General features: G+C 56.8%; 9 protein-coding genes and 1 tRNA gene. 3 read left to right on the forward strand and 7 right to left on the reverse strand.

Annotated features, from left to right (window positions below; all coding sequences use genetic code 11):
- Positions 1 to 5: 5 nt before the first annotated feature.
- The gene (locus ACTZWX_RS03825; protein WP_444712798.1) at positions 6 to 1505 is read right to left on the reverse strand and encodes a RimK family protein; all 1500 of its coding nucleotides are present in this window, start codon (positions 1503 to 1505) and stop codon (positions 6 to 8) included.
- A gap of 198 nt (positions 1506 to 1703) precedes the next feature.
- Here ACTZWX_RS03825 and rimI point away from each other — a divergent pair, with 198 nt between their 5' ends.
- Positions 1704 to 2819 carry a ribosomal protein S18-alanine N-acetyltransferase gene (gene rimI / locus ACTZWX_RS03830; RefSeq protein ID WP_444712799.1) on the forward strand — a complete coding sequence of 372 codons (1116 nt, stop codon included), beginning with the start codon at positions 1704 to 1706 and terminating at the stop codon, positions 2817 to 2819.
- Here rimI and uvrB read toward each other — a convergent pair whose 3' ends face one another.
- On the reverse strand, positions 2820 to 4877 hold the full coding sequence (uvrB, locus tag ACTZWX_RS03835; RefSeq protein ID WP_058090546.1) for an excinuclease ABC subunit UvrB: 2058 nt from the start codon (positions 4875 to 4877) through the stop codon (positions 2820 to 2822).
- Between the two features lie 191 nt (positions 4878 to 5068).
- On the opposite strand from uvrB, the gene ACTZWX_RS03840 reads away from it, so the two are divergent.
- Positions 5069 to 6253 carry a pyridoxal phosphate-dependent aminotransferase gene (locus tag ACTZWX_RS03840; RefSeq protein ID WP_444712800.1) on the forward strand — a complete coding sequence of 395 codons (1185 nt, stop codon included), beginning with the start codon at positions 5069 to 5071 and terminating at the stop codon, positions 6251 to 6253.
- A gap of 71 nt (positions 6254 to 6324) precedes the next feature.
- A tRNA-Asn gene (locus tag ACTZWX_RS03845) sits at positions 6325 to 6400 on the forward strand.
- A gap of 601 nt (positions 6401 to 7001) precedes the next feature.
- On the opposite strand, the gene pyrF is transcribed toward ACTZWX_RS03845, so the two are convergent.
- From pyrF to rpsA, 5 genes are all read right to left on the reverse strand, one after another.
- The gene (gene pyrF / locus ACTZWX_RS03850) at positions 7002 to 7712 is read right to left on the reverse strand and encodes an orotidine-5'-phosphate decarboxylase (RefSeq protein WP_444712801.1); all 711 of its coding nucleotides are present in this window, start codon (positions 7710 to 7712) and stop codon (positions 7002 to 7004) included.
- A gap of 30 nt (positions 7713 to 7742) precedes the next feature.
- On the reverse strand, positions 7743 to 8912 hold the full coding sequence (gene lapB / locus ACTZWX_RS03855) for a lipopolysaccharide assembly protein LapB (RefSeq protein WP_444712802.1): 1170 nt from the start codon (positions 8910 to 8912) through the stop codon (positions 7743 to 7745).
- Positions 8912 to 9214, reverse strand: coding sequence for a LapA family protein (locus tag ACTZWX_RS03860; RefSeq protein ID WP_072677098.1), 303 nt, complete (start codon positions 9212 to 9214; stop codon positions 8912 to 8914). Before ACTZWX_RS03860 ends, lapB begins: the two co-directional genes overlap by 1 nt.
- 70 nt (positions 9215 to 9284) lie before the next feature.
- A complete protein-coding gene (locus ACTZWX_RS03865) occupies positions 9285 to 9581 on the reverse strand; it encodes an integration host factor subunit beta (protein ID WP_058090541.1) in 297 nt (98 codons plus the stop codon).
- Between the two features lie 132 nt (positions 9582 to 9713).
- Positions 9714 to 11405 carry a 30S ribosomal protein S1 gene (gene rpsA, locus ACTZWX_RS03870; RefSeq protein WP_058090540.1) on the reverse strand — a complete coding sequence of 564 codons (1692 nt, stop codon included), beginning with the start codon at positions 11403 to 11405 and terminating at the stop codon, positions 9714 to 9716.
- Between the last annotated feature and the right edge of the window lie 71 nt (positions 11406 to 11476).

Consider the following 11476-nt stretch of genomic DNA (forward strand, 5'->3'; position numbering starts at 1 on the left):
CGGTATTACCGGCGCCGGTTTTCTTCCATGCGGGACAGGAACTCCTGCATGACCAGGGTATAAAGCTCGCCACCCAGGAATTTGTCCTCCACCCCGGAATCGATGCTGGGGTTGTCGTTAACTTCAATGACGGCCACCCGGTTACCGGCCTGTTTGATGTCCACCCCATACAGTCCATTACCGATCAGTCGGGTGGAGTTCAACGCCGCCTGAATGACATTCCGGGGCACCTCATAGGTGGGCATGGTTTCAAACCCGCCACTTTCCACCGCCGCGCCACCGTGTTGGTAGATCTGCCAGTGCCCCTTCACCATCATGTATTTGCAGGCATAGATGGCACGGCCGCCCAACACACCAATGCGCCAGTCGTAATCGGTGTAGAAATACTCCTGGGCCAACACCAGTGCTGATTGCTTGAACAGCTCTTTAAGGCCCGCCCTGAGCTCTTTCTCATCCTTGGCTTTGGCCACGCCCCTTGAGAAGGCGCCGTCCGGAATCTTGATGACCACCGGGAAACCCAATTCGCTGACCACCTGATCAACCGCATCTTTCTGATCCTTGGACAGGATCAGCGTTTTTGGAGTTGGCACCTTGTTGTTCTTGAGCAGGTCGGCCAGGAACACCTTGTTGGTGCAACGCAGTATCGAGACCGGATCATCAATAACTACCATGCCTTCGGCCTCAGCCTTGCGGGCAAACCGGTAAGTGTGGTGGTCTATCGCGGTGGTTTCCCGTATGAACAGGCCATCGTATTCCGGCAACCGCATGTAATCACGGCGGGTAATTCGCTCCACATTAATACCCAGTTTTCGCCCTGCTCGCTCGAACCGTTTGAGGGCAGCCTCATCACTCGGGGGCATTTTCTCTTCCGGGTTCAACAGCATGGCCAGATCAAAGCGGTAACGGCGGCGGGTCCTGGGTTTACGCCAGATCATACTGCTGAAGCGGTCTAACGCGGCCGCAAACACATCCTGCTCACGCACATCCAGATCCGGCGGGGCGGCTGGCTTCATGGATTCGATCTGCCACTGCTTGCGTTGGCGGAAGACCACTTCCAGAATCGGACAGGGGAAGCGCTCAAACAGAGCCCGTGCGACCGGTTTGAGATCCGCATGCTCTGCCTGGCCAAAATAGGTTCGAATGCGCACCTCATGGGTGGCGTCCCGTGCATCGGTGGCCGGGTCGATTTCCCGGGCTTCCCGCTCCAGCCACTGAATAACGCTGTGGTCCAGTTCCTCCAGCTCGAGGGAGAACAAGCCCTTGCGGCTCAGGTCATTCAGTGTCATTACCGAGGGCACCGCATGGTGGCCCCGTGCCTCTGCCAACAACGAACAATAGTAACCACGACTAAGGTATTTCGCGCTCTGGCAAAGGTTGATGACGCGCACCCGGCTGTTGGCGGGTGTGGAAAAATTCAGGTACTGATCAAAGGTCAGCACATCCTCGCTGGGGTAATAGGGTGACCAGTCCCTGGCACGGTCCACAACGATCAACAAACGAGACATTAAGGGCGTTCCTCCCTGAAAGGTTCAGCCGGCAGATGGCGCAACAATACGCCGCTGGCACACAGCGTACAATCGGTTCAGGATGCGTGCTTTTACGCATGACTACCCGCTATCGAAACCGGCCTGTCTCTACCATAATAGCGGCGGTGGAAGTGCTCGCCAGCTACTGCGATTCTCGCAACCCGGGGTCTGTTAACGATGCAGGATGTTTTCCTTCGACAAGCAGTTGCCGATGATCTGACGGCCCTGGTGCAATTGGAGAATCGTTGTTTTACCGAAGACCGGATTTCCCGCCGCAGTTTCAAACGTTTTCTGGATTTGCCCAGGGACCGACTGATTGTGGCAGAGCAAGGCTCCGAGCTGGTGGGCTATTGCCTGGTTTTGATGAATGCCGCCACCCGACTGGCCCGCATCTATTCCATTGCGGTATCACCAACTGTTCGCGGCCGAGGCGTGGGCGAGCAACTGGTGCGGCAAGCGGAGAAGGAAGCCGTAGAGGCAGACCGCATTATCATGCGTCTGGAGGTTCGGGAAGATAACGCTGGTGCCATCAACCTCTACAGGCGATTGGGCTACCGTCAGTTCGGCACCTACCGGGATTATTACGAAGACCATGGCGATGCCCTGCGCTTCGAAAGGCGCATTCTCTATTACGAGCCGTCCCGGGAATACCTGCCCGTCCCCTATTACCCACAAACCACCGAGTTTACCTGTGGTCCCTCTGCGCTGATCATGGCCATGGCGGCACTGGATGAAGCACAACCCCTGAATACCCTGGAAGAACTGAAAATCTGGCGGGAAGCCACCACCATTTTCATGCTAGCCGGTCATGGCGGCTGCGGGCCTCACGGCCTGGCCCTGTCAGCCTGGCATCGAGGTTTTGAGGCCAGCGCCTGGATAAGCCAGGAGGGCGCCCTGTTTAAGGATACCGTGCGTAACGACGATAAAAAGCGCGTACTGGAACTGGTGCATGAAGGCTTCCTGCACGATATTGGCCAGACCGGCATCCAGCTGCACCACGACCCACTGACCCTGGAAGCCATGGAAGCCGCCCTGCATGAGGGCCGCATCCCGGTCATCCTGATCAGTACCTGGCAGCTTAACCGCAGTCGTGTACCCCACTGGGTGACCGTATGCGCCATGGATGAAGACTTCGTGTACCTGCACGACCCGGAGATCGACACTGACGTGGACGAGACCGTGGCCGACAAACAATATTTACCTGTCGACAAGCGGGTATTTGGCAAGATGTCCAGCTACGGCCGCAACCAACCCTTGCAGGCGGCCGTGATCGTCGGGCCGAAACGGCCCTGATCAGCCGGTACGAATGGCCGCTTCCTTGAGTTCGGAGATCTGGTCCCGCAATCGCGCTGCGGTTTCGAAATCCAGGTCGGCGGCGGCCTTGTACATGTCATCCTCCAGGCGCGTCACTTCCTTCAGCAGCTCTTCCGGAGAGCGCTTGCCTGCCTTGACCATATAACCTTCCGCCTCTTCCGCAGCCTTCTGGCCCGGGCGTTCCGCCTTGCGGCGACCACGGCCACCGCCGGTGGCGCCCTCCATGACATCGGCGATCTTCTTGTTCAGGCCTTTCGGCGTAATACCGTGCTCTTCGTTATGGGCCGTTTGCTTCGCTCGCCGGCGTTCGGTTTCGTCAATGGCCCGCTGCATGGAACCGGTGATGCGGTCCCCGTACAGAATGGCTTTACCATTGAGGTTACGGGCGGCACGGCCGATGGTCTGGATCAACGAGCGTTCGCTGCGCAGGAAGCCTTCCTTGTCTGCGTCCAGAATCGCCACCAGAGATACTTCCGGCATATCCAGGCCTTCCCGCAACAGGTTGATGCCTACCAGCACATCAAACTCTCCCCGGCGTAAATCCCGGATAATCTCGACGCGCTCCACGGTGTCGATGTCTGAGTGCAGATACCGAACGCGAATGTCGTGTTCCATAAGGAAATCGGTAAGGTCTTCGGCCATGCGCTTGGTCAGGGTAGTGACCAGCACCCGCTCCTCCACAGCCACCCGAGCGTGGATTTCCGAGAGCAGGTCATCCACCTGGGTAGACGCTGGCCGCACCTCGATCACCGGATCCAGCAGGCCGGTCGGCCGAACCACCTGCTCCACCACCTGGCCGGCGTGCTCCGCCTCATAGTTACCCGGCGTGGCCGACACGAAGATCATCTGGGGTGCAATCCGCTCCCACTCCTCAAACCGCATGGGCCGGTTATCCAGTGCCGACGGCAGGCGAAAACCATACTCAACCAGCGTTTCCTTCCGGGACCGGTCACCTTTATACATGGCGCCAATCTGGGGAATGGTCACGTGGGACTCGTCTACCACCAGCAATGCGTTGGGCGGCAGGTAATCAAACAGGGTGGGTGGCGGCTCGCCAGGCGCCCGGCCGGACAGATAGCGGGAGTAGTTCTCGATGCCGTTGCAGTAACCCAGCTCCATCATCATTTCCATGTCGTAGCGGGTGCGCTCCTCAAGGCGCTGAGCCTCCACCAGCCGGTGGTTATCCCGCAACTGCTGCAACCGCACGTCCAGCTCCGCCCGGATATTCTCTACCGCATCCAGCACCTTCTGCCGGGGGGTCACATAGTGCGACTTCGGATAGATGGTGACCCGTGGCACACGGCGCAGTACCTCGCCGGTCAGCGGGTCGAAGTAACTGAGGTTTTCCACTTCATCGTCAAACAACTCGATGCGAATGGCTTCCCGCTCCGATTCCGCCGGGAACACATCAATTACATCGCCCCGAACCCGGTAATTGGCGCGGTGGAACTCGATATCATTACGAGTGTACTGGAGCTCTGCCAGTCGGCGCAGAATCGAGCGCTGATCTATCTGATCACCCCGGTCCAGGTGCAGCATCATCTTCAGGTAAGATTCCGGATCACCCAAACCGTAGATGGACGACACCGTCGCCACGATGATCGCATCCGGCCGTTCCAGCAACGCTTTGGTGGCAGACAAACGCATTTGCTCAATGTGTTCGTTGATGGAGGCATCTTTCTCAATGAAGGTGTCAGACGACGGCACATAGGCTTCCGGCTGATAGTAATCGTAGTAAGACACGAAATACTCCACCGCGTTATCCGGAAAGAACTCCTTGAACTCGCCGTACAACTGCGCCGCCAGGGTCTTGTTATGGGCCATGATGATGGTGGGCCGCTGCACGTCCTGGATCACATTGGCAATGGTGAACGTCTTGCCTGAGCCGGTCACCCCCAGCAACGTCTGGTGCGCCAGCCCGGAATGAATGCCGTCCACCAGGCCGGCGATGGCCTTGGGCTGGTCACCGGCCGGCTGATATGGGGAATCAACTCGGAACACACCTTCACGGGAAGCGCTGGATGCTTTACTGGCCATAACTGGCGATTAACCTCCGGGTTCGGCGCCGGCCGCAATACGGCACAACCCCTACAAGAAATTTAGTGTTCTGGCTGCTTCATGATACCATCTGTGCGATCGACGGCTGGGAGAAAAACAGCCAGCACCTTTGGCTCCATAGTTGCCCGGCCGATCGCAGCCCATAAGACGCAGCTTTAAGGAGCTCAAGTTTGGACCTTCAACTTTCCAGCCGAGTACAGGCGATCAAGCCTTCCCCCACCCTCGCAGTCACCAACAAAGCCGCAGAACTCCGCGCGGCCGGCCAGGATATTATCGGCCTGGGTGCTGGCGAGCCGGACTTCGACACCCCCGAGCACATCAAACAGGCAGCCATTGAAGCCATTAACAACGGCCAGACCAAGTACACCGCCGTTGATGGTACGCCGGCCCTGAAGAAAGCGATTATTGCGAAGTTCAAACGGGACAACGGCCTGGATTATGAAGCCAACCAGATCCTGGTAAGCAGTGGTGGCAAACAGAGCTTTTTCAACCTTGCCCTGGCCACATTGAACCCGGGCGACGAAGCCATTATCCCCGCGCCTTACTGGGTTTCCTACCCGGATATGGTGCTGGTGGCTGAAGGCAAACCGGTAATTATCGAAACCTCCGCCGAGACCCGCTTCAAGATCACCCCGGAGCAGCTGGAAAGCGCCATCACCGAGCGCACCCGCCTGTTCGTGATCAACAGCCCGTCCAACCCCAGCGGCATGGCCTATACCTTGGAAGAGCTGCAGGCGATCGGTGAAGTGCTGAAAAAGCACCCGAACATCATGATTGCTACCGACGACATGTACGAGCCGATCCTGTGGACTGGCAAGCCGTTCTGCAACATCCTGAACGCCTGCCCGGAGCTGTATGACCGCACCTTCGTACTGAACGGCGTGTCCAAGGCCTACTCCATGACTGGCTGGCGTATCGGCTACGCCGCAGGCCCGGCGAAGATCATCGGTGCCATGAAGAAGATCCAGTCGCAAAGCACGTCTAACCCGGCCTCGATCTCCCAAGCCGCCGCCCAGGCAGCCCTGGATGGCCCGCAGGAGTGCGTCGGCGAGATGGTCAAGGCGTTCAAGGAACGCCACGACTGGCTGGTAGCAGCTCTGAACAAACTGCCAGGCGTTGAGTGCCTGAACGGTGACGGTACTTTCTATGTGTTCCCAAGCTTCCAGGGCGCGATCGATGCCACTGACGGCGTGAGCACGGACGTTGAGTTTGCCGAGAAGCTGCTGACCGAAGCAGGCGTTGCCCTGGTTCCGGGTTCTGCTTTTGGCAGCCCTGGCCACATGCGTCTGAGCTTTGCGACCAGCATGGATAACCTGCAGAAGGCTATTGAGCGTTTGCAGAAGGCGCTTGGCTAAAAATTTTTAGTCAGAGGGTTGACGAGGCGGTATAGCCAACTTAATATACGCGCCTCGTCACATGACGACGTTCCCCGATAGCTCAGTTGGTAGAGCAACGGACTGTTAATCCGTTTGTCCCTGGTTCGAGCCCAGGTCGGGGAGCCATTATTCCGAAAGCCCGCTAGTTCTCTGAATTAGCGGGCTTTTTCGTTTGCTCTCGTTTATGTCTATTGCCTGCAACTTTTGGCGGTTTTGCCGGACTCCTGCCCTAGCCTGCTTGTTCTGGCGGGGTGTCAGGGTGGGATAGCCTTTCCAAAAAACGCTACGAGCACATCCATGTGCGCTTCGCTCCGGCCATCCATGGCCTACGAGATTTTTGGAAAGGCTATCCCACCCTGACACTCAGAGAACGCAAGTATAGGCAATCAAGAACCGGGAATCTGGGAACGGAAAAGAGCTCTTACCACCGAATATAATCCGAAAAGCTTCTTCAGCGCACTATGACTACACCTCCATTTGCCTGAAGGGCGCGGATGGGTGTCCCTCCCGAAAATCTCGGAGGCCATGGATGGCCGGAGCGAAGCGCACATGGGTGAGGCAAGTGTTTATGAAGCAAAGCTTCATGCGCCGCCGAACGACAGCAATCTATGATTGCTGGCTGGACCTGCTTGCGGGTGCTCGTAGCGTTTTTCGGGAGGGACACCCATCCGTGCCCTGCCCGCCAACCGGGCAGGCTAGGGACAAGAGCCAGACCAACGCACGAAAGTCAGACCGAAACCACCTCAGCGTGAATGGCCTCAAGGGCGGCCAGAGGATCGGATGCCTGGGTAATCGGACGACCGATGACGAGGTAGTCGGAGCCGGCTTTGAGGGCATCAGCTGGGGTCATGATGCGTTGCTGGTCGCCTTTGTCGGCGGTCAGCGGGCGGATTCCCGGGGTGATTAGCCGGAACTCGGCGCCCTGCTCTGCTTTCAGTCTGGGGGCCTCCTGGGCGGAGCAGACGACGCCGTCCAGGCCGCAGTTTTTCGTCAGGGTGGCCAGGCGGGAAACGTGAGCTTCTGCAGAACCGGTGATGCCGATGCCTGCCAGGTCTGAATCGGACATGCTGGTGAGCACCGTGACGGCGATCAGTAGCGGCTTGTCCGCACCGAACGACTCCAGGCGATCCCGGCAGGCGACCATCATCTTTTCACCGCCCGAGGCGTGCACATTCACCATCCACACACCCAGATCCGCCGCTGCGGCAACCGCCGCCGAGGTGGTGTTCGGGATGTCGTGGAATTTCAGGTCCAGAAACACATCAAAGCCCCGGCCCTGCAGCGACTTGACCAACTCCGGGCCGGAACGGGTGAACAGTTCCTTGCCTACTTTCAACCGGCATTTGGACGGGTCCAGCTGATCAGCCAGCGCCAGGGCCGGGTTCTGGGAGGGGAAGTCCAGGGCGACGATGATTTTCGGATCATTAAGGTTTTGCACAGTCAGGTTCCGGTTCAAAAGGTTAAAACGTTATTCCGCTTCCACGCCCTGAATGGGCCGCACGGTTTCCCATTGCTTGCAGCTTGGGCAAAGCCAGTGCAACTGCTGACCTGAAAAACCGCAACTGACGCAACGGTAAACAGGCCGGTTGGCGAGAATCAGGTGGCCGATGCGGCTGACCAGGCGGCCTTCGTCCGTGGTCATGCCTTTTTCGTAGCCGGCCATTTCTACCAGCCGGAGCAGGCCGCGAACGGAGGGCCGAACTTCAAGCTCTTGCCGGAGCAGATCAATGGCTGCTGGGCGGCCGAAAGAGCGCTCTACCGACTCCACCAGCGCCAGTAACAAGCTGGTGCTCGGATACTGCTCATAGAGCTTGCGGAGTTTCTTGACCAGCCTGCCTATATCGCCGTGCTCCCGCTCAAGCTTCATCAGGCGATCAACGGCCTCGGGGCCAAACTCCGGGTTCTGATCAAACACCTTGAGACTTTGATTGCCCGCTTCGCGGAAGTTGCCCTGGCGAATCTGCTGCTTCATCAGCAACAGGGTCGCCCGAACACAGGAGCGGTCGTAGTCGAGAGCTTCTTTGGCCAGTTTCTGGGCCGTCCAGCGATCGTCTTTGGCCAGCGCCGTATCCGACAACTCGCAGGTAATGTACGCAAGCGTTTTGACCATTGCCGGATCGGCGTCAGTTCGGGTGAGGGTTTGCGCCACCTGGGCGGCTTTTTCCCATTCACGCTCTTGCTGATACAGCTCAATCAGTGCGATTGCCGCACGGCGACCATACTCCCGATCACCCATCAGCTGATGTAACAGGGCTTCCGCCCGATCATGGAGGCCAGCATTGAGATAGTCCATTGCCAGCTCCAGCGTGACCTGGGGGGTATAACGAGCTGGCAGTTCAGGCCGAGCTAAAAGGTTTTGATGGATCAGAATCGCGCGGTCGGTTTCGCCTTTGTTGCGGAAATGGCTACCGATGGATAGATGCAGGCTAACGGTGTCTTTATTGACGGCCAGGGACTGCACAAAGTTGTCGACAGCCTGGTCGGAGTAATTGGTAAACAGAAACTGCAGACGGTCACGAACGGAATCTTCATCGGAGATGGCGCGGGAACGGCGTTTGCTCTGGCTACCAAACCTGCCGGCAACCCAGCCAGCAGCAACCGCTACCGTCAGAAGCAGCCACTGTAGAACTATTTCCATCAAATTGCCCGGTCGTTCTGTGCCCTGGATTTCTCTAATGCGTGTTCAGCACGCTCGAGTCTTTTCTTGAGAGTCCGCCGGGACACCGACGTACGGAATGTGGCAAGTAAGGCAATCAACACCCCCACAAGGGCGCCAATCACAAACGACATGATAATCCAGACGGCAACACCATGGGGCTGCGTTTCAAACAACAGGAAGTTAAGCGAAACGGCCATCTGATTGTTCAGAGAAAACACCAGCGCCAGGAGTATCAGAACCAGAACCAGAACGGTGATTAGGATCTTCTGTAGTCCTGCCATGTCAATATCTCTCCAGACGGGCGCCAGGCCCGATAGTGCGGTGTTCCATCAGCATTGCCTGGAACCGGGTTTAAAAACCCTTCTTCAAGCTGTCATTCACCTGCTCACGCAATTCTTTGCCGGGCTTGAAGTGCGGAACATACTTGGCAGGCAGCTGCACCGCTTCACCAGTTTTCGGATTACGCCCGGTTCGGGCTGCCCGGTGGTGCAGGGAAAAGCTGCCAAATCCCCTGATTTCAATACGCTGACCATCGGCAAGGGCCTGAGACATATGCTCGATGATGGTCTTAACCGCTAACTCCACATCCTTGACGGAGAGCTGTGTTTGCTTGGAGGCAATCAGTTCAACCAGTTCGGACTTCGTCATGAGGCGTTTCCCTCTGTCATTATTATTCCGCAGTCAATTACCGGGTCCCAATGCCTCTAGTTTAGCCAAACCAGAAAAAAACACAAAAAAAACGGGCTCTTAGAGCCCGTTTTTTCTATGCCAACCGGAAAATTAATCCTTATTGGCGTTTTGCTGCTGCATCTGCTCTTTGATCAGATCACCGATGGTGGTCGCACCAGAGGATTCTGCAGTCTTGCTACGTACGTTTTCCAGAGCCTGCTTGTCGTCTTCAACGTCTTTGGACTTGACAGACAGGTTGATTACGCGGTTCTTGCGATCGATGCTGATGATCTTCGCTTCAACTTCTTCGCCTTCTTTCAGAACGTTACGCGCGTCTTCAACGCGGTCACGGCTGATTTCAGAAGCCTTCAGTACCGCCTCAACTTCCTCGTTCAGGGCAATGGTAGCGCCTTTGGCGTCTACTGCAGAAACAGTACCCTTCACGATGGAGCCCTTGTCGTTCAGCTGAACGAACTCGGCGAACGGATCGCTTTCCAGCTGCTTGATACCCAGGGAGATGCGCTCACGCTCTGGATCAACAGACAGGATAACGGTTTCAACTTCGTCGCCTTTCTTGTATTCGCGAACGGCTTCTTCGCCAGTCTCGTTCCAGCTGATGTCAGACAGGTGAACCAGACCGTCGATGCCACCGTCCAGGCCGATGAAGATACCGAAGTCAGTGATTGACTTGATCTTACCAGAGATACGGTCGCCCTTGTTGAACTTGCCGGAGAAGTCTTCCCACGGGTTGGCAACGCACTGCTTGATGCCCAGGGAAATACGACGACGCTCCTCGTCGATATCCAGGATCATCACTTCAACTTCGTCGCCTACCTGAACAACCTTGGACGGATGGATGTTCTTGTTGGTCCAATCCATTTCGGATACGTGAACCAGACCTTCAACACCCTCTTCCAGCTCGGCAAAGCAGCCGTAGTCAGTCAGATTGGTGACGCGTGCAGTAACCTTGGCACCTTCAGGGTAACGGGCCTTGATTTCTACCCACGGATCTTCACCCAGCTGCTTCAGACCCAGAGATACGCGGTTACGCTCGCGATCAAACTTCAGGACCTTAACATTGATTTCGTCGCCCACATTCACGATTTCGCTCGGATGCTTGATGCGCTTCCAGGCCATGTCAGTGATGTGCAGCAGGCCGTCAACACCGCCCAGATCTACGAACGCGCCGTAGTCGGTCAGGTTCTTGACGATACCCTTGATTTCCAGACCTTCGGTCAGAGTTTCCAGCAGAGCTTCGCGCTGCTCACTATTTTCAGCTTCCAGAACGGCGCGGCGGGAAACAACCACGTTGTTACGCTTCTGGTCCAGTTTGATAACCTTGAACTCGAGTTCTTTGTTCTCCAGGTGCGCAGTGTCGCGAACCGGACGAACGTCTACCAGGGAACCCGGCAGGAAGGCACGGATGCCAGCCAGATCAACAGTGAAACCACCTTTGACCTTGCCATTGATAATACCCTTGACCACTTCTTCCGCTTCGAAGGACTTCTCAAGCACCTTCCAGGCTTCAGCGCGCTTGGCCTTCTCACGGGACAGACGGGTTTCACCGAAACCGTCTTCAACTGCATCGAGAGCCACATCGACAACGTCGCCGATAGCTACTTCCAACTCGCCTTTTTCGTTCAGGAACTGGGAGGCGGGGATAACGCCTTCGGACTTCAGTCCGGCGTTAACGGTGACCCAGTCGTTATCGACGTCTACAACGGTTCCCTGAACAATGGAACCTGGTTGCATATCGATTTCTTTCAAACTTTCTTCGAAAAGATCCGCAAAGCTCTCGCTCATTATGTGCCCTATATGATCAACGCAAGTGTGCTCCGTGCCGCCAGCAACACGGTCTGTTAACGATTTCCGGA

This window comes from Marinobacter sp. NSM (assembly GCF_052380025.1).
GTDB lineage: Bacteria > Pseudomonadota > Gammaproteobacteria > Pseudomonadales > Oleiphilaceae > Marinobacter.

Excerpts from the sequence above, each read along its gene's own strand:
- ACTZWX_RS03825 (WP_444712798.1), bottom strand. The coding sequence starts at position 1,505 with ATGTCTCGTTTGTTGATCGTTGTGGACCGTGCCAGGGACTGGTCACCC.
- rimI (WP_444712799.1), top strand. The coding sequence starts at position 1,704 with ATGCAGGATGTTTTCCTTCGACAAGCAGTTGCCGATGATCTGACGGCC.
- uvrB (WP_058090546.1), bottom strand. The coding sequence starts at position 4,877 with ATGGCCAGTAAAGCATCCAGCGCTTCCCGTGAAGGTGTGTTCCGAGTT.
- lapB (WP_444712802.1), bottom strand. The coding sequence starts at position 8,912 with ATGGAAATAGTTCTACAGTGGCTGCTTCTGACGGTAGCGGTTGCTGCT.
- ACTZWX_RS03860 (WP_072677098.1), bottom strand. The coding sequence starts at position 9,214 with ATGGCAGGACTACAGAAGATCCTAATCACCGTTCTGGTTCTGGTTCTG.
- ACTZWX_RS03865 (WP_058090541.1), bottom strand. The coding sequence starts at position 9,581 with ATGACGAAGTCCGAACTGGTTGAACTGATTGCCTCCAAGCAAACACAG.
- rpsA (WP_058090540.1), bottom strand. The coding sequence starts at position 11,405 with ATGAGCGAGAGCTTTGCGGATCTTTTCGAAGAAAGTTTGAAAGAAATC.